This window comes from Micromonospora sp. RTP1Z1 (genome assembly GCF_033804685.1).
Taxonomy (GTDB): Bacteria; Actinomycetota; Actinomycetes; order Mycobacteriales; family Micromonosporaceae; genus Micromonospora.
Genome location: NZ_JAPFQV010000041.1, coordinates 36,809 through 58,816 on the forward strand (window position 1 = coordinate 36,809; position 22,008 = coordinate 58,816).

General features: G+C 72.2%; 19 protein-coding genes. 8 read left to right on the top strand and 11 right to left on the bottom strand.

All coding sequences use genetic code 11. The annotated features are described in order from the left end of the window. Positions 1–76 precede the first annotated feature (76 nt). Positions 77–1,060 (top strand): COX15/CtaA family protein, encoded by a 984-nt coding sequence (locus SLP03_RS20410; RefSeq protein WP_319462212.1) that lies wholly within the window; start codon positions 77–79, stop codon positions 1,058–1,060. A gap of 192 nt (positions 1,061–1,252) precedes the next feature. On the opposite strand, the gene SLP03_RS20415 is transcribed toward SLP03_RS20410, so the two are convergent. The 3 genes from SLP03_RS20415 to SLP03_RS20425 form a co-directional block, all read right to left on the bottom strand. Then, positions 1,253–2,179, bottom strand: a complete 927-nt coding sequence (locus SLP03_RS20415; protein WP_319462213.1) for a hypothetical protein — start codon at positions 2,177–2,179, stop codon at positions 1,253–1,255. Continuing rightward, positions 2,176–2,511, bottom strand: a complete 336-nt coding sequence (locus SLP03_RS20420; RefSeq protein WP_319462214.1) for a hypothetical protein — start codon at positions 2,509–2,511, stop codon at positions 2,176–2,178. The genes SLP03_RS20415 and SLP03_RS20420 overlap by 4 nt, the downstream gene beginning before the upstream one ends. A 253-nt stretch (positions 2,512–2,764) precedes the next feature. Next, positions 2,765–3,724 (bottom strand): heme o synthase, encoded by a 960-nt coding sequence (locus SLP03_RS20425; protein WP_319462215.1) that lies wholly within the window; start codon positions 3,722–3,724, stop codon positions 2,765–2,767. Positions 3,725–3,990: 266 nt separating this feature from the next. Here SLP03_RS20425 and tkt point away from each other — a divergent pair, with 266 nt between their 5' ends. The 6 genes from tkt to pgl all read left to right on the top strand — a co-directional run bounded on the left by tkt (position 3,991) and on the right by pgl (position 12,545). Continuing rightward, positions 3,991–6,129 carry a transketolase gene (tkt, locus tag SLP03_RS20430; RefSeq protein WP_319462216.1) on the top strand — a complete coding sequence of 713 codons (2,139 nt, stop codon included), beginning with the start codon at positions 3,991–3,993 and terminating at the stop codon, positions 6,127–6,129. 16 nt (positions 6,130–6,145) lie between these two features. Then, positions 6,146–7,324 (top strand): transaldolase, encoded by a 1,179-nt coding sequence (tal, locus tag SLP03_RS20435; protein ID WP_319462217.1) that lies wholly within the window; start codon positions 6,146–6,148, stop codon positions 7,322–7,324. A gap of 73 nt (positions 7,325–7,397) precedes the next feature. Further along, on the top strand, positions 7,398–9,047 hold the full coding sequence (locus tag SLP03_RS20440) for a glucose-6-phosphate isomerase (RefSeq protein ID WP_319462218.1): 1,650 nt from the start codon (positions 7,398–7,400) through the stop codon (positions 9,045–9,047). 2 nt (positions 9,048–9,049) lie between these two features. Continuing rightward, positions 9,050–10,600 carry a glucose-6-phosphate dehydrogenase gene (gene zwf / locus SLP03_RS20445; RefSeq protein WP_319462219.1) on the top strand — a complete coding sequence of 517 codons (1,551 nt, stop codon included), beginning with the start codon at positions 9,050–9,052 and terminating at the stop codon, positions 10,598–10,600. A gap of 31 nt (positions 10,601–10,631) precedes the next feature. Continuing rightward, on the top strand, positions 10,632–11,648 hold the full coding sequence (locus tag SLP03_RS20450; RefSeq protein WP_319462220.1) for a glucose-6-phosphate dehydrogenase assembly protein OpcA: 1,017 nt from the start codon (positions 10,632–10,634) through the stop codon (positions 11,646–11,648). Between the two features lie 126 nt (positions 11,649–11,774). Then, positions 11,775–12,545, top strand: coding sequence for a 6-phosphogluconolactonase (pgl, locus tag SLP03_RS20455; protein ID WP_319462221.1), 771 nt, complete (start codon positions 11,775–11,777; stop codon positions 12,543–12,545). A 48-nt stretch (positions 12,546–12,593) separates the two neighbouring features. Here the strand turns inward: pgl and SLP03_RS20460 are convergent, their stop codons facing one another. The 8 genes from SLP03_RS20460 to rapZ form a co-directional block, all read right to left on the bottom strand. Next, on the bottom strand, positions 12,594–12,938 hold the full coding sequence (locus SLP03_RS20460; protein WP_319462222.1) for an RNA polymerase-binding protein RbpA: 345 nt from the start codon (positions 12,936–12,938) through the stop codon (positions 12,594–12,596). A 132-nt stretch (positions 12,939–13,070) separates the two neighbouring features. Next, positions 13,071–13,331, bottom strand: a complete 261-nt coding sequence (gene secG, locus SLP03_RS20465) for a preprotein translocase subunit SecG (RefSeq protein WP_109805976.1) — start codon at positions 13,329–13,331, stop codon at positions 13,071–13,073. Positions 13,332–13,426: 95 nt separating this feature from the next. After that, positions 13,427–14,218: a triose-phosphate isomerase gene (tpiA, locus tag SLP03_RS20470; protein WP_319462223.1), complete on the bottom strand. Its 792-nt coding sequence runs from the start codon at positions 14,216–14,218 to the stop codon at positions 13,427–13,429. Beyond that, on the bottom strand, positions 14,218–15,441 hold the full coding sequence (locus SLP03_RS20475; RefSeq protein WP_319462224.1) for a phosphoglycerate kinase: 1,224 nt from the start codon (positions 15,439–15,441) through the stop codon (positions 14,218–14,220). The genes tpiA and SLP03_RS20475 overlap by 1 nt, the downstream gene beginning before the upstream one ends. Then, positions 15,438–16,442, bottom strand: a complete 1,005-nt coding sequence (gap, locus tag SLP03_RS20480; RefSeq protein ID WP_319462225.1) for a type I glyceraldehyde-3-phosphate dehydrogenase — start codon at positions 16,440–16,442, stop codon at positions 15,438–15,440. The genes SLP03_RS20475 and gap overlap by 4 nt, the downstream gene beginning before the upstream one ends. A 264-nt stretch (positions 16,443–16,706) precedes the next feature. Then, positions 16,707–17,687 carry a DNA-binding protein WhiA gene (gene whiA, locus SLP03_RS20485; protein WP_319462226.1) on the bottom strand — a complete coding sequence of 327 codons (981 nt, stop codon included), beginning with the start codon at positions 17,685–17,687 and terminating at the stop codon, positions 16,707–16,709. Positions 17,688–17,741: 54 nt separating this feature from the next. Continuing rightward, positions 17,742–18,770, bottom strand: a complete 1,029-nt coding sequence (locus SLP03_RS20490) for a gluconeogenesis factor YvcK family protein (protein ID WP_319462227.1) — start codon at positions 18,768–18,770, stop codon at positions 17,742–17,744. Next, positions 18,767–19,663 (bottom strand): RNase adapter RapZ, encoded by an 897-nt coding sequence (gene rapZ / locus SLP03_RS20495; protein WP_319462232.1) that lies wholly within the window; start codon positions 19,661–19,663, stop codon positions 18,767–18,769. Before rapZ ends, SLP03_RS20490 begins: the two co-directional genes overlap by 4 nt. A gap of 275 nt (positions 19,664–19,938) precedes the next feature. On the opposite strand from rapZ, the gene recQ reads away from it, so the two are divergent. Next, the gene (gene recQ / locus SLP03_RS20500; RefSeq protein WP_319462228.1) at positions 19,939–21,792 is read left to right on the top strand and encodes a DNA helicase RecQ; all 1,854 of its coding nucleotides are present in this window, start codon (positions 19,939–19,941) and stop codon (positions 21,790–21,792) included. Positions 21,793–22,008 lie beyond the last annotated feature (216 nt).

Here is a 22,008-nt window from a genome sequence, read left to right on the forward strand (position 1 = left end):
GGGTCCCGGTGATCCCGACCACCGGCCCGGCCGAGTCACCTGATCGGGGTCAACTACGGTGCGTAGGATTCGCTCCGTGAAGCCTTCCGTCCGGTTCCCGGCACCCGCCGCGCTACGCCGACTGCTCGACCGGTTCCCGGTCTCGATCACCCTGCTGCGCCGCCTCGCGTATGCCTCGATCATCGCGAACGTCGCGATCGTGGTCACCGGCGGGGCCGTCCGGCTCACCGCCTCCGGCCTCGGCTGCCCCACCTGGCCCCGGTGCACCGACGGGTCGTACGTGGTGACGGCCGAGATGGGCGTGCACGGGGTGATCGAGTTCGGTAACCGGCTGCTCACCTTCTTGGTCGGGGTGATCGCGCTGGCCACCGTGCTCGCCGTGCTGGCGCACCGTCCCCGGCGCAAGGGGCTGCTGGGGCTGGCGGTGGCGGTGTTCCTGGGCATCCCCGCCCAGATCGTGCTCGGCGGGATCACCGTGCGGACCCATCTGAACCCGTGGGTGGTCGGGCTGCACTTCCTCGCCTCGATGGCGGTGATCGCGGCCGCGTACGCGCTCTGGCGACGGACTGTCGAGCCGGACGGCCCGGTGGTGGCCACCGTGCCCGGCCCGCTGCGGACGCTGGCGCTGCTCACCACCGTCGTCGGCGCGGCCGTGCTGGTGGTCGGCACCTGGGTGACCGGGAGCGGGCCGCACTCCGGTGACCACGGCGCCAAGCGCAACGGCCTGGACCCGCAGGCGATCGCTCAGGTGCACGCCGACGCCGTCTTCCTGCTAATCGGGCTCTCCGTGGCGATGATCTTCGCGTTCCGGGCGACCGGCTCGGCCCGCGCCACCCGCGCCGCCGTGGTGCTCGTCGCGGTGGAGCTGGGTCAGGGCCTGATCGGCTTCGTGCAGTACTTCACCCACCTGCCGGCGGTGCTGGTCGCCGCGCACATGCTCGGCTCCTGCCTGGTCCTGCTGGCCACCCTCGGGGTGCTCTGGTCGACCCGCGAGCGCCGACCCCGCCAGGCCACCCCGGACACCGTCCGGACCGCCGAGCCGGTCACCGCCGCCGCCTGACCCCACGCCACCCGTGGCGCCCCGCCCGCCGCGTCAAGATCCGCACACTGTCCCCGAAAGAGTGGCCTCCGAGCACGACGAGGCCACTCTTTCGGCGAACTTGCGCGGATCTTGAGCGCCGGACAGGAGGGACGGAAGGGAAACGGGTGCGTCTGTCGTCGCTGAAGCGACGACAGACGCACCCGGAGGCGGTCAGGCGGGGCGGGCCAGGTGGGTGGCGATCGCGTCGGCCAGCCGGTCGGGGGCACCGTCGGCGTGGCCGACGAAGAGCGAGGGCTCGGTGAGCTCCAGCTCCACCAGGACGGGCGATCCGTCCGGGCCCGGGATGAGGTCCACCCGGGCGTAGAGCAGCTGCCCGGAGCCGCCGGGCACCGCGGCGAGGGCCCGCTCGGCGACCGCCAACTGCCCGGGCGTGGCCGTGCGGGCGGTGATGTCCTCGATCTTGTAGAGCCCGTCGACGCCCCGGTCCGGGCCGGTCAGCATCGGGCCCTTGCGGATCGCGTGACTGAACCGGAGCCCGTCCGGACCTGCCAGGAAGAGCAGGGCCGTCTCGCCGGCCGTGTCGACCGCCTGGAGGTAGGGCTGCACCATGGCCAGCCGGCCCGCGTCGGAGAGCCGCCGGACGTGCGCGACGGCCAGCTCCCGGTGCTCCGGGTCGGCCAGGTCGTACCGGCCGGTGTCCTGGCTGCCGGCGCTGACCGCGGGCTTGATGACGTACTCGCCGGAATCCGTGCCGACCCAGCTCTCCCCGGGTGCCACCCAGGCCGTGGGCACGGTGGGCACGCCGGCGGCGGAGAGCTCGGCCAGGTAGCGCTTGTCGGTGTTCCAGCGGACCACCTCGGCGGGGTTGGCCAGGGCCGGCACCTTGGCCGCCCAGGCGACGAACTCGTCGCGGCGCAGCGCGTAGTCCCATGGCGAACGGAGCACCGCCAGGTCGTACGCGTGCCAGTCCACGGCCGGGTCGTCCCAGACCACCGCCTCGGCGGCGATCCCCCTGGCGGTCAGCGGCGCGAGCACGAGCCGGTCGTCCGGGTCGAGGTCGGCGAGTTCGGTGCAGGTGACGAGAGCGACCCGGGGTTCCCCCCGGGCCGACTGGTGGTTGATCAATTTATCTGTCAACGGGCCATCGTGCGGCGGCCCATCGACCGCCAGAGGTCGTTGCTCGGACGCATCTGGTCCATCAGTTCACGCTCCCAGGCGTTCTCGACGGTGACTCCCGCCTTGGCGCAGGCCTGCCGCGCCACGACGGTGTCGTCCGCGAACTGGTCGGCCCACTCCCCGTCCTCACCCACGAGGACGATCCGCGCACCGCGCTTGCCGACGTACTCGATGACCGCCTTCGCGCCGCCGTGCCCGGCGGCGAACGACTTGATGCCCGAGACCAGACCGTTGGGGGTCTGCTCTCCAGCGGCCTGCTGAGCCGTCAGCGTCGTATCGGAACCATCTGCCATGACGCGAAGCCTAAGCAGACTTCCACCCGCATGTGCGAGAAGGATGAACAATTTGTGATGCCGATTACCTGCGGGTTTAAGGAAGACCACAGGTAATTCGCCGGGCCGTGTCCGACTAAGTCGGCGCGAAGCGGACAGGGGAGATCGTCCGAATCTGCCCGCCTTAGGACCTTCGGAATCAGGTCGAAAAAAATTCTTGGGAGGGCTCCGACGTGCGGACACCCATCAACACCGGTGACTCCGGCGAGAATACCTAGATCAACGCGTCGAGCGCGACGGCGGCGAAGAGGATCGTGAGGTACGTGGTCGACCAGTGGAACAGCCGCATCGGCTTGACCGCATCGCCGCGCGCCGCGCGCCGGCACAGCTTGTGCGCCTCGACCACGAAGATGCCGCCAACCACCAGCGCGGTTACCCCGTAGATCGGGCTCATCCCCAGCGGCCAGACGGCCAGCGAGGAGAGCAGGGTCAGCCAGGAAAAGATGATGATCTCGGCGTTGACCCGCCGCACCGAGGCCACCACCGGCAGCATCGGGATGCCGGCGCGGGCGTAGTCGGCCTTGTACTTGATGGCCAGCGCGTAGAAGTGCGGCATCTGCCAGAAGAAGACCACCGCGAACAGGCCCCACGCCGCCGGGGCCAGCGAGCCGGTCACCGCGGCCCAGCCGATCAGCACCGGCGCCGCCCCGCACGCGCCGCCCCAGAAGGTGTTGGCGGTGGTGGTCCGCTTGAGCCAGAGCGTGTAGACCAGGTCGTAGTAGGCGATCGCGGCCAGGGTCAGCCCGGCCGCCAGCCAGTTGGTCGTCACGGCCATCAGGGCGACCGAGACCACCGCCAGCACCAGGCCGAAGACGAGGGCGTTGCGGGGCGCCACGGTGTGCGCCGGCAGCGGACGGCGCTTCGTGCGCCGCATCAGCTGGTCGATGTCCCGGTCGATGTAGCAGTTCAGGACGCTGGCCGCGCCGGCGGCGAGCGAACCGCCGACCAGCACCACGGCGACCAGCCAGAGCGACGGCATGCCGCCGTCGGCGAGCATCATCGCCGGCACGGTGGTGACCAGCAGCAGCTCGACGATCCGCGGCTTGGTGAGCGCCACGTACGCCGACAGCACCGCCCGGACGTCCCGCCGGCCGCTCGCCGGCGCCTCCTCCACCGTGCGCACCGGCGGCTGCCCGGCAGAGTTGCTGACGGGGCGCTCGGTGATCATGCTCACGGATTGCCACCTTCCGGCGTCGGCAGGGGGGAGATCGGGTCGGCCCGGACCCGTCCGGGTCCACACACCGCCCCACACACTACGCGTCGTCGTTTTGGCTGCCTGGGCGACCCGACAACGGTGTGAGGCGTCACAGCCGGCGTTGAACGCCCGATCCGGTCGGACGCGTACAGACCAGCATGCACAGATCCCCGGGCGCATGTTTAGGGCAGCTCGATAGGGTCATCAGTGAGGGTTCCGCCCACCTGCCGAGGAGCACAACCATCGTGGCTGCCAACCGACCCGAGCTTCCCGCTCTCAACTGGTCCGACCTCGACCGCAGGGCCGTCGACACGGTCCGCGTGCTGGCCATGGACGCCGTGGAGAAATCCGGCAACGGCCACCCGGGCACGGCGATGAGCCTCGCCCCGGCGGCGTACCTGCTCTTCAACCGGGTCATCCGGCACAACCCGGCCGACCCGAACTGGGCCGGCCGGGACCGCTTCGTGCTCTCCGCCGGGCACTCCAGCCTGACCCTCTACATCCAGCTCTTCCTCTCCGGCTATCCGCTGGCCCTGGACGACCTCAAGTCGCTGCGGCAGTGGGGCTCGCTCACCCCGGGCCACCCGGAGCACGGGCACACCCCGGGCGTGGAGACCACCACCGGCCCGCTCGGCCAGGGCCTGGGCAACGCCGTCGGCATGGCGATGGCGGCCCGTCGGGAGCGCGGCCTCCTCGACCCCGAGTCGGAGCGCGGCGAGTCGGCCTTCGACCACGACATCTGGTGCATCGTGTCGGACGGCGACATCGAGGAGGGAATCTCCCACGAGGTCAGCTCGCTCGCCGGCCACCAGCAGCTCGGCAACCTCACGGTGATCTACGACGACAACGAGATCTCCATCGAGGACGACACCCGGATCGCCAAGAGCGAGGACGTCGCGGCCCGCTACGAGGCGTACGGCTGGCACGTGCAGACCGTCGACTGGCGCCGCGGCGACGCCGACCAGGGCGACTACCACGAGGACGTCGAGGCGCTCTACCAGGCGCTGCTGGCGGCGAAGGCCGAGACCGACCGCCCCTCCTTCATCGCGCTGCGCACCATCATCGGCTGGCCCGCGCCCAACAAGAAGAACACCGGCAAGATCCACGGCTCGGCGCTCGGCGCCGACGAGGTGAAGGCCACCAAGGAGATCCTCGGCTTCGACCCGGTGAAGACCTTCGACGTCGACGAGGAGGTCCTCGACCACGCCCGGCAGGTGCTCCGCCGCGGCGAGGCCGCCCAGCAGGAGTGGACCGGCACGTTCGACGCCTGGGCCAAGGCCAACCCCGAGCGCAAGGCGCTCTACGACCGGATGGCCGGCCGGGTCCTGCCGCAGGGCTGGACGGACACGCTGCCGACCTTCCCCGCCGACGCCAAGGGCGTCGCCACCCGAGCCGCCTCCGGCAAGGTGCTGGAGGCGCTCGCCCCGGTGCTGCCGGAGCTCTGGGGCGGCTCGGCCGACCTGGCGGAGAGCAACAACACCACGATGAAGGGCGAGCCGTCCTTCATCCCGGCGGAGCACGCGACCAAGGACTTCCCGGGCGACGAGTACGGCCGCACCCTGCACTTCGGCATCCGTGAGCACGCCATGGGCGCGATCCTCAACGGCATCGCCCTGCACGGCGGCACCCGCCCGTACGGCGGCACGTTCCTGGTGTTCAGCGACTACATGCGCCCGTCCGTCCGGCTCGCCGCGCTGATGAAGCTGCCGGTGACCTACGTCTGGACGCACGACTCGATCGGCCTCGGCGAGGACGGCCCCACCCACCAGCCGGTGGAGCACCTGACCGCGCTGCGCGCCATCCCCGGCCTGGACGTGGTCCGCCCGGCCGACGCCAACGAGACCGCGTGGGCGTGGCGGCAGGCCCTGGAGCACACCGACCGTCCCACCGCCCTGGCGCTCAGCCGGCAGCCGCTGCCGACCATGGACCGGGAGCAGCTGGCCGGTGCCGAGGGCACCGCCAAGGGCGGCTACGTGCTGGCCGAGGCGTCCACCGGCAAGCCGCAGGTGATCATCGTCGGCACTGGCTCCGAGGTGCAGCTCTGCGTCACCGCCCGGGAGCGGCTGGAGGCCGACGGCACGCCGACCCGGGTGGTCTCCATGCCCTGCCAGGAGTGGTTCTACGAGCAGGACGAGGCCTACCGGGAGTCGGTCCTGCCGCGCGGGGTAAAGGCACGGGTGAGCGTGGAGGCGGGCATCGCTATGTCCTGGCGCGGGATCGTCGGCGACTGCGGCGAGAGCGTGAGCCTGGAGCACTACGGCGCGAGCGCCCCGCACACCGTGCTCTTCGAGCAGTTCGGGTTCACCCCCGACCGGATCGTGGCGGCCGCGCACGCGGCGCTGACCCGGGTGGGCGACATCACCGGTTCTACGACCGGCAACTGAGGGGAGCGTGGACAGCATGAAGGACAGGCTGGGTGAGCTCAGCGCCGCGGGTGTGGCGATCTGGCTCGACGATCTTTCGAGAATGCGACTGAGCTCCGGCGGGCTGGACCAGCTCCGCCGGGAGAAGCACCTGGTCGGGGTGACGTCCAACCCGACCATCTTCGCCAAGGCGCTCGGCGACGCGGACGAGTACAACTGGCAGCTCAAGGACCTCGCCACCCGTGGGCTGCAGGTCGAAGAGGCGGTCCGCCTGCTCACCACGTACGACGTACGGTGGGCCTGCGACGTGATGCGGCCGGCGCACGACGCCAGCGCCGGGGTCGACGGCCGGGTCTCCATCGAGGTGGACCCGCGGCTGGCCCACGAGACCGAGAAGACGGTCGCCGAGGCCAAGGGGCTCTGGTGGCTGGTCGACCGGCCGAACCTCTTCATCAAGATCCCGGCCACCGAGGCGGGCCTGCCGGCCATCACCGCCACGCTGGCCGAGGGGATCACCGTGAACGTGACCCTGATCTTCGGGCTGGACCGCTACTCGGCCGTGATGGAGGCGTTCCTCGCCGGCCTGGAGCAGGCGAAGGCGAACGGCCACGACCTGTCCAAGATCGGCTCGGTGGCGTCGTTCTTCGTCTCCCGGGTCGACACCGAGGTGGACAAGCGGCTGGAGAAGATCGGCTCGGACCAGGCGAAGGCGCTGCGCGGGAAGGCCGCGATCGCCAACGCCAAGTTGGCGTACGAGCGCTACTGCGAGGTCTTCAGCTCCGACCGGTGGCAGGCCCTCGCCGACGCCGGCGCCCACCCGCAGCGCCCGCTCTGGGCCTCCACCTCGACGAAGAACCCGGACTACCGGGACGTCATCTACGTCGAGGAGCTGATCGCCCCCGGCACGGTCAACACCATGCCGGAGTCGGTCATCCACGCCTTCGCCGACCACGGTGAGGTCCAGGGGGACACCATCACCGGCTCGTACGACGAGGCCCGCAAGGTCTTCGACGACCTGCAGGCGGTCGGCGTGGACATGGCCGACGTGATCGTCACGCTGGAGCGTGAGGGCGTGGAGAAGTTCGAGGCGAGCTGGCTGGAGCTGCTCGACGGCGTGAAGAAGTCGCTGGCCGAGGCGGCGAAGGGCACCGGCGAGCCGAACAAGGCCGCCAAGGGCAACGCCCGGGCCGCCGAGCAGGCCGGGGGCAACGCGTGACGAACGGCGACGGACGCGTCCCGGGTCGACCCGGGACGCGCCACGCCGTCACCACCCTCGACGGGGTGACGACGTGAGCGACCTGCTGGCCGGCCCGGCGGACGCGTCCGCCGGGCTGGCCGTGTACGGCGCGGACGTGGTCGACCGGTCCGCGCCCGCGTCGGCACGCGCGGCCCTGGTGGCCCGGGGCTTCCCCGCCGCGCTGGCAGCGAAGGACCCGACCCTGTGGGGCCCGGAGGCCGTGGCGACGGCGAAGGTCCGGCTCGGCTGGCTGGACACCCACCGGCGCAGCCGGGAGCTCCTCCCCCAGCTCGCCGAGCTGACCGCCGAGCTGGCCGACCTCGACCACGTGGTGCTCGCCGGCATGGGCGGCTCGTCGCTCGCCCCCGAGGTGATCACCCGGACCCTGGGCCGGCCGTTGACCGTGCTGGACACCACCGATCCGGGACAGGTACGGGCGGCGCTGGCCGACCGGCTGGAGCGGACCGTCGTGGTGATCTCCAGCAAGTCGGGCTCGACTGTGGAGACCGACAGCCACCGGCGCGTCTACTGGCAGGCCTTCCTCGACGCCGGCATGACCGAGGCGGAGGCCGCCCGACACTTCGTGGTGGTCACCGACCCGGGCTCGCCGCTGGCGGAGACCGCCGCCGAGATGGGCGTGGTCACCATCTTCGCCGACCCCGAGGTGGGCGGCCGGTACTCCGCGCTCACCGCGTTCGGCCTGGTCCCGGCTGCGCTGGCCGGGGCCGAGGTGACGGAGCTGCTCGACGAGGCCGAGGCGCTGAGCGGGTCGCTGGGCCGGGACCGGGACAACCCGGGCCTGGCCCTGGGGGCGGCCCTGGCCGCGGCCGCCACCACCGGCCGCGACAAGGTCGCCCTGGTCGGTGACGGCACCGGCATCGACGGGCTGGGCGACTGGGCGGAGCAGCTGCTCGCCGAGTCGACCGGCAAGGCCGGGGTCGGCATCCTGCCGGTGGTGGTGGAGTCCCCGGGGGCGCCCGGCGCCGCCGGCCCCGACGTGCTGACCGTGTCCTACGGCGGGGCGCTGGCCGCCGGGGACGTGCCCGGCGGTGGCGGCAGCCCGGACGTCGCGGTCAACGGCCCGCTCGGCGCGCACTTCCTGACCTGGGAGTACGCCACCGCGATCGCCTGCGTGGTGCTCGGGGTCGACCCGTTCGACCAGCCTAACGTCGCCGAGAGCAAGGAGAACACCAGCCGGATCCTCGCCTCGGGTCCGCCGGCGGAAACGCGGTCGTTCGTCGAGGGCGCCATCGAGGTGTACGCGCCGCCGGCCGCCCCGGGCGACCTGGCCGGCGTGCTCCGGTGGCTGCTCGACGGGCTGGGCGACGACGGGTACCTGGCGGTACTGGGGTACCTGGACCGGCACGCCGACGCGGCGATTGCCGGGCTGCGCCCGCTGCTCGCGGAGGCGGCCGGCCGCACGGTGACCTTCGGGTGGGGGCCGCGCTACCTGCACTCGACCGGGCAGTACCACAAGGGCGGCCCGCAGCTCGGCAGCTACCTTCAGGTGACCGGCGCGGTCACCGATGATCTGCCGGTGCCGGGCCGCCCGTACACCTTCGGGGAGCTTCAGGCGGCCCAGGCCGCCGGCGACCGGCAGGCCCTGGCCGTCCGGGAGCGACCGGTGCTACGACTGCACCTGACCGAGCGGGCGGCGGGCGTCGCCCAGCTGTTGGATGCGGCCGGACGGACACGGACGTGACGATGAATGACGTGAACACAGCGGAGCGAGGAGGCGGCGTGAATCCGCTGCGCGACGCACAGGACCGGCGGCTGCCCCGGATCCCGGAGCCGTGCGCCCTGGTGATCTTCGGGGTGACCGGGGACCTGGCCCGCAAGAAGCTGCTGCCGGCGGTCTACGACCTGGCCAACCGGGGCCTGCTGCCACCCGGTTTCGTGGTCCTGGGCTTCGCCCGGCGCGACTGGGGCGACGGCGACTTCGAGTCGCTGGCCCACGAGGCGGCGAAGAAGCACGCCCGGACCCCGTGGCGGGAGGAGGTGTGGGCGCGGCTCGAAGGCAACATCAAGTTCGTCGGCGGCTCGTTCGACGACGACGCCGCGTTCGACCACCTCGCCGCGACCCTGGACGAGCTGCGCGACACCCACGGCATCACGGGCAACGCCGCCTTCTACTTCTCCATCCCCCCGGCGGCCTTCCCGGTGGTGCTCAAGCAGCTGGCCCGCACCGGCATGGCGGACAACGCCAAGTCCGGCGGCTGGCGGCGGGTGGTGGTGGAGAAGCCGTTCGGCAACGACCTGCCCTCGGCAAAGGCGCTCAACGAGCTGGTCGACGACGTCTTCACCCGCCAGGACGTCTTCCGGATCGACCACTACCTGGGCAAGGAGACAGTCCAGAACATCCTCGCCCTCCGGTTCGCGAACAACCTGTTCGAGCCGCTGTGGAACTCCAAGTACGTCGACTCGGTGCAGATCACCATGGCCGAGGACGTCGGCATCGGCACCCGCGCCGGCTTCTACGACACCGTCGGCACCGCCCGCGACGTGCTCCAGAACCACCTGCTCCAGCTCCTCGCGCTGGTGGCGATGGAGGAACCGACCAGCTTCGACGCCGACGAGATCCGGACCGAGAAGCTCAAGGTGCTCAAGGCGATCACCGTGCCGAAGGACGTCGCCCGGGACACCGTCCGCGGGCAGTACCTGCCCGGCTGGGTCGGCGGCGAGCGCGCGGTGGGCTACCTCGAGGAGGAGGGTGTCCCGCCGGACTCCACCACGGAGACCTACGTGGCCGTCCGGCTCGGCATCCAGAACCGCCGCTGGGCGGAGGTGCCCTTCTACATCCGGGCCGGCAAGCGGCTGCCCCGGCGGGTCACCGAGGTGGCCATCATGTTCAAGAAGGCGCCGCACCTGCCGTTCAACGCGGCGGACATGGAGTCGCTCGGCAACAACCAGCTCGTCATCCGGGTCCAGCCGGACGAGGGCGTGGTGTTGAAGTTCGGCTCCAAGGTGCCCGGCACCACCATGGAGGTCCGCGACATCGCGATGGACTTCCAGTACGGCGAGGCGTTCACCGAGTCCAGCCCCGAGGCGTACGAGCGGCTGGTGCTGGACGTCCTGATCGGCGACCGGACGCTCTTCCCGGACGCCGCCGAGGTCGAGCAGAGCTGGCAGGTGGTGGACCCGCTGGAGCACGCCTGGGCGAGTACGAAGCCGGAGCCGTACCGGGCCGGCGAGTGGGGACCGCGGGCGGCCGACGAGATGCTGGCCCGCGAGGGCCGGTCATGGCGGCGGGCGTGAGCGAGCACAGCGACGGAACCAGGAGGCTCCATTGATCGGGCTGTGGGACACCACCGGCAACGAGGTGGTCAAGGCGCTCGCCGCGGAGCGGCGCAGCGCCGGCGGGGTGGCCAGCGGCATGGCGCTCACTCTGGTCGTGGTGGTGGACGAGAAGCGGGTCCGCGAGGCGGAGGCGGCGGCGACGATCGCCGCCGCCGCCCACCCGTGCCGGATCGTGGTGGTGGTCCGCTCGGACGTCGACCGGGAACGCAACCGGCTGGACGCGGAGATCGTCGTCGGCGGCCGGCTCGGCCCGTGCGAGGCGGTGGTGACCCGGATGTACGGCCGGCTCGCCCTGCACGCCGAGTCGGTGGTGATGCCGCTCCTGGTGCCTGACGTGCCGGTGGTCACCTGGTGGCACGCCGACCCGCCGGTCGAGATCGCCACCGATTTCCTGGGCGTGGTCGCGGACCGGCGGATCACCGACGCCGCACAGGCCAGTGACCCGATCGAGGCGATCCGGCAGCGGGCCCGGGACTACGTCCCCGGCGACACCGACCTGGCATGGACCCGGATCACCCCGTGGCGCACGCTGGTCGCCGGGGCGTTCGACACCACCCAGGCCCAGGTCAACGCGGCGACGGTCGTCGCGCCGCGCACGGACCCGACGGCGGCGCTGATGCGCGGCTGGCTGGCCGCCCGGCTCGGCATCGACCCGGTGTGGGAGCACACCGACGAGTATCCCCGGATGCGGGAGGTGCAGCTGCGCTGCGCCAACGGCGACGAGCTGACGCTCACCCGGGAGGACAGCGTCGCCACCTTCCGGCGTACCGGGCAGGTGGACCGGACCCTTCCGCTGGTCCGCCGGCCGCTCGGCGACGAGCTGGCCGAGGAGCTGCGCCGGCTCGACGCCGACCAGGTGTACGCCGAGGCGCTCGGCGCGACGGCCGGCCTCACCGGCCTGGACCAGCGTCCCGGCAACCGGGTGCACGTGTGGACGGATCCGGCGACCGCCCAGCGGGCCGAGGCCGGGGTCACCGCGCACGCCGGCACGACCGCCAACCATTGAGCGGGCGGGCCGCGACGGTGGCGGCCGGCCGGCATGGACGCCCGCGCGGCGGTCGCAGACGGGGACCGCTCGGCGGTCGCAGAGCACAGGTGACCGCGGACGCGGTCAGAACGCGAGGCACGACGAATGAGTGAGGCGAGTGTCGCCGTACACGCCGACGCCGACCTGCTGGCGCAGGCGGTGGCGGCCCGGTTGGTGGTGAAGCTGCTGGACGCGCAGGCGGACCGGGGCCAGGCGTCGGTGGTGCTGACCGGCGGGCGGATCGCCGCGGCGGTGTACCGGGCAGTGGCGGCGCTGCCGGCCCGGGACGCCGTCGACTGGTCCCGGGTCGACGTCTGGTGGGGCGACGAGCGGTTCCTGCCGGCCGGCGACCCGGAGCGCAACGAGACCCAGGCCCGGGCCGCGCTGCTGGACGTGGTGCCGCTGGACCCAGCTCGAATCCACCCGATGCCGGCCTCCGACGGGCCGGCGGGCAACGACCCGGAGGCGGCCGCCGCCCGGTACGCCGAGGAGCTGGCCCGGGCGGCCCGGCCGGGGCACGCCGCGCTCCCCCACTTCGACGTGCTGATGCTCGGCGTCGGGGAGGACGGGCACGTGGCCTCGGTCTTCCCGGAGCACCCGGTGCACCACGACAACCGGCCGGTCAGCGCCGTCCGGGGCAGCCCCAAGCCGCCGCCGGTGCGGACCACGCTCACCCTGCCGGCGATCAACACCGCCGAGGAGGTCTGGCTGGTGGCCAGCGGGGCCGACAAGTCCCGGGCGGTGAGCATGGCACTGGCCGGGGCGGGGCCGATGCAGCTGCCCGCGGCCGGCGTGCACGGCGTCGGTCGTACCCTCTGGTTGCTGGACCGGGCCGCGGCGGCCGAGGTGCCGCCCCGGCTGCGCAGCCTGCGCTGAACGACGAACGGTGAGCCCCGGTCCCGCTGGGACCGGGGCTTCCGGCTGTCAGGCCCGGCCGCGACGCCGGCGCAGCGCGGCCAGGGCCTCGGCGAGGATCGCCTCGCCCTGCTCGGGGGTGCGCCGCTCCTTCACGTACGCCAGGTGCGACTTGTAGCGCTCGGCCCGGGCCCGACCCGGCGGGTTCTGCGCGTCCGGGCCGGCCGGCTGGCCGCAGCGCGGGCAGTCCCAGACCGGCGGCGCCTCCGCCTCCGCGGCGATCAGGATCTCGACCTGGTGGTCGTTGCGGCACCAGTAGGCGACCGCCCGGCGCGGGGCCGGTACGGACCGCTCAGTCGGTCGCCCGGGGGTGAACCCGAGCCTTGCGCCACGGATGACGTTGCCACTCGGCACGGCTGCTCGCTCCTGTCGTCGTCGGGGGACCGCCGCTCGTATGGGCGGCGGCGACGCGGTGCGGCGGACAAAGAACCGCGCGCGGCCCGCCGTGACGGACCGCGCGCAGATTGTACGACCAGATGGGCTCGCTCAGGACCCGCTGCTCATCTGCAGTCGCAGCCAGAGGCCGATCCCGACGATGCACGCGAACCAGACGATCCCCACCAGAACGGTGTAACGGTCGAGGTTCTTCTCGGCCACGGAGGAGCCGGCCAGGCTGGAGCTGACGCCGCCGCCGAACATGCTCGACAACCCGCCGCCCTTACCTCGGTGCAGCAGGATCAGCAGGGTCAGCAGGATGCTCGTGATGATCAACAACACGATCAACGTGTACGCGAACGCGATCGGCATGGCTGGGGTCAGTCCTCTCGTAGCGATCATCTGCCCGGGCAGGTCGGGCACGCGGCACCGGCCGGCGGACGGGCGGAGTCAAGAATAGCGAGCCGTCAGCGGGCGACGTGCTCCGGGAACCGGCAGATCTGCGCGAATTCCTCGGCGTCCAGGCTCGCCCCGCCCACCAGGGCCCCGTCCACGTCCGGCTGGGCCATGATCGCGGCGACGTTCGACGCCTTGACCGACCCGCCGTAGAGGATACGGACCTGCTGCGCGGTGCTGCCGTCGAAAGTCTGCACCAGGCGCTTGCGGACCTCGCCGCACACCTCCTGGGCGTCCTCCGGCGTGGCCGTCTTGCCCGTGCCGATCGCCCAGACCGGCTCGTACGCGACGACGACCTTGGTGACCTGCTCCGCGGTCAACCCCTTCAGCGCGGCGTCCAGCTGGTCGCAGCAGTGCGGCACGTGCTTGAGCTGCTCCCGGATCTCCAGGCCCTCGCCGATGCAGAGGATCGGGGTGAGCCCGTTGGCCAGCGCCGCCGCCACCTTGGCGTTGACGATCGCGTCGTCCTCGTAGTGGTAGGCACGCCGCTCGGAGTGCCCGACCACCACGTAGGTGCAGCCCAGCTTGGCCAGCATCGGCCCGGAGATGTCCCCGGTGTACGCCCCGGACTGGTACGGCGACAGGTCCTGCCCGCCGTAGCCGATCAGCAGCTTGTCCCCGTCCACCGCGGTCTGCACGGTCCGCAGATCGGTGAAGGGCGGCAGAACCACCGTCTCCACCTCCGTGAGCTGCTTCTCGTTCAGGCTCGCGGCCAGCTTCTGCATCAGCAGGTTGGCCTCGAGGTGGTTCAAGTTCATCTTCCAGTTGCCGGCCATCAGCGGCCGGCGGGTGACGACCGCCATCAGTCCTCCAGCGCCGCGATGCCGGGGAGGGTCTTGCCCTCGAGGTATTCCAGGGAGGCGCCGCCGCCCGTGGAGATGTGGCTGAAGGACGACTCGTCCAGGCCCAGCGCGCGGACCGCGGCGGCGGAGTCACCGCCACCGACCACGGTGAAGGCGTCGGCCTTGGCGATCGCCTCGGCCACCCCGCGGGTGCCGTTGGCGAACGCCGGCATCTCGAACACACCCATCGGCCCGTTCCAGAAGATCGTCCGCGCGCCGCCCGGCTCGCCGCACGCGGCGTCCTTGATGGCGGCGGCGAAGCCGGCGACCGTCTCCGGGCCGATGTCCAGCCCGACCCGGTGGCTCGGGATGCCGTCGGCACGGAAGACGTCGTGGTCGGCGTCGGGGGAGAAGGCGGTCGCGGCCACCACGTCGACCGGGAGCATGATCTTGCCCTCGGACCGCTCCAGCAGGTTGCCGCAGGTCTCCACCATCTCCTCCTCCAGCAGCGAGCTGCCCACCTCGTGGCCCTGGGCCTTGAGGAAGGTGAAGCACATCCCGCCGCCGATGAGCAGCCGGTCGACCTTCGGCAGCAGCGCCTCGATCACCGCGAGCTTGTCGGAGACCTTGGAACCACCGAGGACCACCACGTACGGGCGCTCCGGCTCGCCGGTCAGCTTGGAGAGGACCTCGACCTCGCGCAGCACCAGCCGGCCGGCCACATGCGGCAGCCGGGCCGGCACGTCGAAGACGCTGGCGTGCTTGCGGTGCACGGCGCCGAAGGCGTCGTCGACGTACGCGTCGCCGAGGGCGGCGAGCTGGTCGGCGAAGGCGCCCCGCTCGGCGTCGTCCTTGCTGGTCTCACCCTTGTTGAACCGCAGGTTCTCCAGCAGCGCGACCTGGCCGTCGGCCAGGCCCTCCACGGTGGACCGGGCGGACTCGCCGACGGTGTCCTCGGCGAAATGCACCGGCGCGCCGAGCAGCTCGCCGAGCCGTCCGGCGACCGGGCGGAGGCTGAACTGCGGGTCCGGCGCGCCCTTCGGGCGGCCCAGGTGGGAGCAGACGACCACCTTGGCGCCTGCCTGCACGAGCGCGCTCAGCGTCGGCAGGACGGCCCGGATGCGGCCGTCGTCGGCGATCTGACCGGTCTGCTTGCCGAGCGGGACGTTCAGGTCGGCGCGTACCAGCACGCGTCGACCCGACACCCCGTCGGCGAGCAGGTCGTCGAGGTTGCGGATGCTCACAGCGAGGAACCCACCAGCTTGACCAGGTCGACCAGGCGGTTGGAGTAGCCCCACTCGTTGTCGTACCAGCCGACGACCTTGACCTGGTTGCCCACGACCTTGGTCAGCGGGGCGTCGAAGATGCAGGACGCCGGGTCGGTGACGATGTCCGAGGAGACGATCGGATCCTCGTTGTAGACCAGGATGCCCTTGAGCGGGCCCTCGGCGGCGGCCTTCATCGCGGCGTTGACCTCGTCCACCGTGGTCTCCCGGTTGACGTTCACGGTGAGGTCGGTGGTCGAGCCGGTCGGGATCGGCACCCGCAGCGCGTAGCCGTCCAGCTTGCCCTTCAGTTCCGGCAGCACCAGGCCGATCGCCTTGGCGGCGCCGGTCGAGGTCGGGACGATGTTCAGCGCGGCGGCCCGAGCGCGACGCAGGTCCTTGTGCGGCGCGTCCTGCAGGTTCTGGTCCTGCGTGTACGCGTGGATGGTGGTCATCAGACCCTGCTGGATGCCGAACGTGTCCTGCAGGACCTTCGCCATCGGGGCGAGGCAGTTGGTGGTGCAGGAGGCGTTCGAGATGATGGTGTGCTTGGCCGGGTCGTACTGGTCGTGGTTGACGCCCATGACGACCGTGAAGTCCTCGTTCTTCGCCGGAGCGGAGATGATGACCTTCTTGGCCCCGCCGTCGACGTGCGCCTTCGCCTTGGTGGCGTCGGTGAAGAAACCGGTGGACTCGATGACCACGTCCACGCCGAGGTCGCCCCACGGGAGCTTCCCCGGGTCCTTCTCCTCGTACACCTTGATGGTCTTGCCGCCCACGGTGATCTCGTCCGCGGTGGCCTTCACCTCGTGCGGAAGGCGACCCAGGATGCTGTCGTACTTGACAAGGTGGGCGAGCGTCGCGTTGTCGGTCAGGTCGTTGACCGCCACGACCTCGATGTCAGCGCCGGACGCCAGCACTGCCCGGAAGAAGTTACGGCCGATCCGGCCGAAGCCGTTGATGCCAACCCGGATGGTCACAGGTCCCATCTCCTCGCGTTCTGGTCCGCCGGCGTCAGACCCGGGCCGGCGGAGGTGTGTTCGCCGACCGGTGGAGCCGGCCGTTGACGGTTCATCTCGGCCACCCCGCCGCGGTCCTGAAGGACCTGACCGCCCGAGGCGGTGTACGCGGCGAGGGATGCCTGTGCCGGCTCCCTTGCCGTACGCAGCGACCTTATCCGAGCGTGCGGTGTCGCGCTGCGCCGGGTGGTGATCCCGCTCGCATGCTGACGCCTCACCGTCCTATCAGACCACGAGCATGTCGGGCGTGATGGCCGCTTCCGTATCCGGGATGCCCAGGTCGCGGGCCCGCTTGTCGGCCAGCGCCAGCAGCCGGCGGATCCGCCCGGCGATGGCGTCCTTGGTCAGCGGCGGTTCCGCCAGCGCGCCCAACTCCTCCAGCGAGGCCTGCCGATGCTCCAGCCGCAGCCGACCGGCCGAGGTCAGGTGGTTGGGTGCGTCCTCGGCGAGGATCTCCAGCGCGCGGGTCACCCGGGCGGCCGCGGCAACCGCGGCGCGGGCGGACCGACGCAGGTTGGCGTCGTCGAAGTTGGCCAGCCGGTTCGCGGTCGCCCGGACCTCCCGGCGGACCCGCCGCTCCTCCCAGGCCAGCACGCTGGAGTGCGCCCCGATCCGGGTGAGCAGCGCGGCGATCGCGTCGCCGTCCTTGACCACCACCCGGTCCACCTGGCGCACCTCGCGGTTCTTGGCCACGATGCCGATCCGGCGGGCGGCCCCGACGAGGGCCAGCGCCGACTCCGGGCCGGGGCAGGTGATCTCAAGGGCGCTGGAGCGGCCCGGCTCGGTCAGCGAGCCGTGCGCCATGAACGCGCCGCGCCACGCGGAGACCGCGCAGCAGACGTTCGCGGCGACGACGTGCGGCGGCAGGCCACGCACCGGACGGCCGCGCACGTCGAGCAGACCGGTCTGCCGGGCCAGGGCCTCGCCGTCCTTCACCACCCGGACGATGAAATGGCTGCCCTTGCGCAGCCCGCCGGAGGCGAGCACGTGGATCTCGCTCGGGTAGCCGTAGACCTCGGCGATCTCCCGACGCAGCCGCCGGGCCACCGCGCCGGTGTCCAGCTCGGCCTCCACCACCACGCGACCGGACACGATGTGCAGCCCGCCCGCGAAGCGCAGCAGGGCGGCCATCTCCGCCCGCCGGCAGCAGGGCTTGGGCACGTCGACCCGACTCAGCTCGTCCTTGACCCCAGCCGTCATCGCCACAGTGCGCCCCCTCACGGACCGGTACCGGCGTGTCGCCGGTGATTACGTACGTGCTTAACGATCGGCGCCCAGGACAGGCACCAGCGCGGCGCCCAGGGCGGCCGGATCATGACGGGGCGGGCCGCCGGTGACGGCGACGGGAGCGAGGAGCAGCCGGGCACCCAACGATTCTGCCGCACGTTCGACCTGTTCGGGATCACCCACCGCCTTGGAGTCGGCCAGCACCACGTCCACCTTCAACTCGGACAGATAGCGGTGCAGGGTGGCCAGATGGTCGGCCAGGGAGAGCCCGAGGGTCTCCTTCTCGGCCACCAGGTTGAGGGTGACCAGCCGCCGGGCCGGGCTCGACACGATCGCGTGGGCCAGCCCCGGCACCAGCAGGTGCGGCAGCACGCTGGTGTACCAGCTGCCAGGCCCGAAGATCAGCCAGTCGGCCTCGGACACCGCGGCCACGGCCTCCGCGCAGGCGGCCGGCGCGGCCGGGGTGAGCCGGAGCGACTCGACCCGGCCGCTGGTGACCGCCACCTGGTGCTGGCCGCGCACCGTGCGTACCTCGTCGGGGTGGTCGGCGCCGCGCACCCGGGCCTCGATGCCGACCGGTTGGCGGGACATCGGCAGCACCCGGCCGACCGCGCCGAGCATGGCGCCGGCGTGGTCGAGCGCGGCGACCGGGTCGCCGAGCAGCTCCGTCAGGCCGCAGAGGATCAGGTTGCCGACCGCGTGCCCGGCCAGCGGGTCCGCCGCCGCGCCGGCCACTCCCCCGCCGTGCGCCGCGGTGGTCGGGGCGGGGTCCGCGCCGAACGCCCGGCCGGCGTCCGTGGCGGCGAAGCGGTGCTGGAAGAGACCGGCGCTGCGCCGGGTGGCCGGGTGGTCACCGGCCAGCGCGACCAGGGCCTGCCGCAGGTCGCCCGGGGGCAGTCCACCGCGCTCGGCGCGCAGCCGGCCGCTGGAGCCGCCGTCGTCGCCGACCGTGACCACCGCGGTGATGTCCAGGTCCAGCTCCGGTACGCAGTGCCGCAGCGCCCGCAGGGAAGCCGACAAGCCATGCCCGCCGCCGAAGGCGACCACCTTCAGTGGGGTCATTCCCGCCCCAGATCCCGGTGCTGGGCGTTGGCGGCGATGCCGGACTGGCGCAGCCGGTCGGCCAGCTCCTCGGCGATGGCGACGCTGCGGTGCTTGCCGCCGGTGCAGCCCACGGCGACGGTCAGGTAGCGCTTGCCCTCGCGTTCGAACCCGGCGGTGGTGGCGTTGACCAGGTCGGAGTACCCGGCCACGAAGGCGTCCGCCCCCTCCTGGCCCAGCACGTACGAGCTGACCGCCTCCTCCCGCCCGGTGTGCTCCCGCAACTCCGGCACCCAGTACGGGTTGGGCAGGAACCTGGCGTCCATCACGAAGTCGGCGTCGGGCGGCAGCCCGTACTTGAATCCGAAGGAGAGCACGGTGATCCGCAGCCGGCGGGCGTCCTCACCGCCGAAGAGCTCCTCCACCCGCCGCCGGAGCTGGTTGACATTGAGGTGGCTGGTGTCGATGATCACGTCGGCCTGGTCGCGGGCCTCCTCAAGCAGGGCGCGCTCGACGGCGATGCCGTCGGCCAGCCGCCCCTCACCCTGCAACGGGTGCGAGCGCCGGACGCTCTCGAACCGGCGGATCAACACCTCGTCGTCGGCGTCGACGAAGACCACCCGCGGCGAGAAGCCGCGGTCCTTGAGTTCCCGGATCGCCCCGGCCAGGTCGGTGGAGAAGGCGCGCGAGCGGACGTCCAGCACCATCGCGGTACGCCGGGCGGCGCCGCCGGCCTTGAACGCCAACTCCGCCATGTCCAGCATCAACGCCTGGGGCAGGTTGTCGACCACGTAGTAACGAACGTTCTCCAGCGCCCGGGCCACGGTGCTCCGCCCGCCGCCGGAGAGGCCGGTCACCACCACCAGGCTGGTCTCCGCCTCGGTCGGCGCCGGCTGCCCGACCGCCGACGCCATGTCCGCCGGCACCAGGTCCCCCGTCGTCCGCGCCTCGCTCACCCACTACCCCCAAGCCGTGGCGCCGCGGCCCGGTCGGCCGCGCGTGGTCAATCAGCGACTCTAACGGCTGAGACCCCGCCCGGGATTCCATGGGGTGACGACCGGAACACCTGCTTGTCCGGTTCCGGCCCGAAAACGGGCGACTGGCCGCGGCCCGCCCGCGCGTCGCTGCCCCGACCCGCGCGCGGCCCGGCGTCGGCCGGCGTGTCGGGGGACGCTCGTAGACTGCGCGGATGGTCTCCCCCACGGGTCTGCGGACCGAGGACGCGCTGCGGGTGCTCCGGCGGGTGTTCGGCTACGACGCCTTCCGCGGCTGCCAGCAGGAGGTCGTCGACCACGTGGTGGCCGGCGGCGATGCGCTGGTGCTGATGCCGACCGGTGGCGGCAAGTCGCTCTGCTACCAGATCCCCGCGCTGGTCCGGGACGGTGTCGCGGTCGTCGTCTCGCCGCTGATCGCCCTCATGCAGGACCAGGTCGACGCGCTCACCGCGGTCGGCGTCCGGGCCGGCTTCCTCAACTCGACGCAGGCCCCGGCCGAGCGGCGGCGGGTGGAGGCGGCGTTCGTCGCCGGCGAGCTGGACCTGCTCTACCTGGCCCCCGAGGGACTGGCCGTCCGATCCACCCTCCACTTGCTGGAACGCGGCGCCATCGCGCTCTTCGCGATCGACGAGGCACACTGCGTGTCGCAGTGGGGGCACGACTTCCGCCCGGACTACCTCAACCTCTCGATGCTGCACGAACGGTGGCCGGGGGTGCCGCGGATAGCGCTGACCGCCACCGCGACCAACGCCACCCGCGCCGAGATCGCGACCCGGCTGAATCTCACCGACGCCCGGCACTTCGTGGCCAGCTTCGACCGCCCCAACATCCAGTATCGGATCGTCCCGAAGCGGGAGCCGCGCAAGCAGTTGCTGAGCCTGCTCCGCGACGAGCACCCGGGCGACGCGGGCATCGTCTACTGCCTCTCCCGCGCTTCGGTGGACAAGACGGCCGAGTTCCTGGTGCAGAACGGCATCCCCGCGCTGCCGTACCACGCCGGCCTGGACGCGGCGACCCGCGCCGCCAACCAGCAGCGCTTCCTACGCGAGGACGGCCTGGTCATGGTGGCCACGATCGCCTTCGGGATGGGCATCGACAAGCCGGACGTCCGCTTCGTCGCCCACCTCGACCTGCCGAAGTCCGTCGAGGGCTACTACCAGGAGACCGGCCGCGCCGGCCGGGACGGCCTGCCGTCCACGGCCTGGCTGGCGTACGGGCTCCAGGACGTCGTCCAGCAGCGGAAAATGATCGAGACGTCGGAGGGCGACCTCGCGCACCGCCGCAACCTCGCCGCTCACCTGGGCGCGATGCTCGCGCTCTGCGAGACGGTCCGGTGTCGCCGGGTCCAGCTCCTGGAGTACTTCGGCGAGCCGGCGACGGCAGCCTGCGGCAACTGCGACACCTGCCTCAACCCGCCCGAGTCGTGGGACGGCACGGTCGCCGCGCAGAAGCTGCTCTCCACCGTCGTCCGGCTCGACCGGGAACGCAACCAGCGGTTCGGCGCCGGCCACTGCGTCGACATCCTGCTCGGCAAGCAGACCGACAAGATCACCCAGCACGGCCACGACTCGCTGACCGTCTTCGGCATCGGCACCGAACTGCGCGAGGCCGAGTGGCGAGGCGTGGTCCGGCAGTTGCTCGCCGAGGGCCTGCTCGCCGTCGAGGGCGACTACGGCACGCTGACGCTGACCGAGGCGAGCGCCGAGGTGCTGGGCCGCCGGCGCACCGTGACCATGCGCCGCGAGCCGGAGAAGCCGGCATCCAGCCGGTCGGCGAAACCGCGCGGTGCCGCCACCGTGGTCGCCGAGCTTGACCCGGTCGCCACGACGGTCTTCGAGCGGCTGCGCGCGTGGCGGGCGGCCACCGCGAAGGAGCAGGGCGTGCCCGCGTACGTGATCTTCCACGACGCCACCCTGCGGCAGATCGCCACCGACGCGCCGGCCTCGCTGGCCGAGCTGTCCCGGATCAACGGCGTCGGCGAGAACAAGCTGGCGAAGTACGGTGACCAACTCCTGGCCGTGCTCGCCGAGGGCGACGCGCCCGCCTGACCGACCCGGTCTGACGGTGCGGGTGTCCCCGCCGGCCGCCCGCTTCCTGATCGGCTGCGGTTTGCGGGCCCGACATGCGCACGGTGGCGACGACGACAGGGCCGGCCCCCGGTTGGGGGTCGGCCCTGTCGTGGTTGGTGCTGTGGGGTGGGTCAGGAGGTGGTGTAGCCGCGGGTGGCGATCCAGTCGGCGAGGTTGTCGACGCTGATGCGGTAG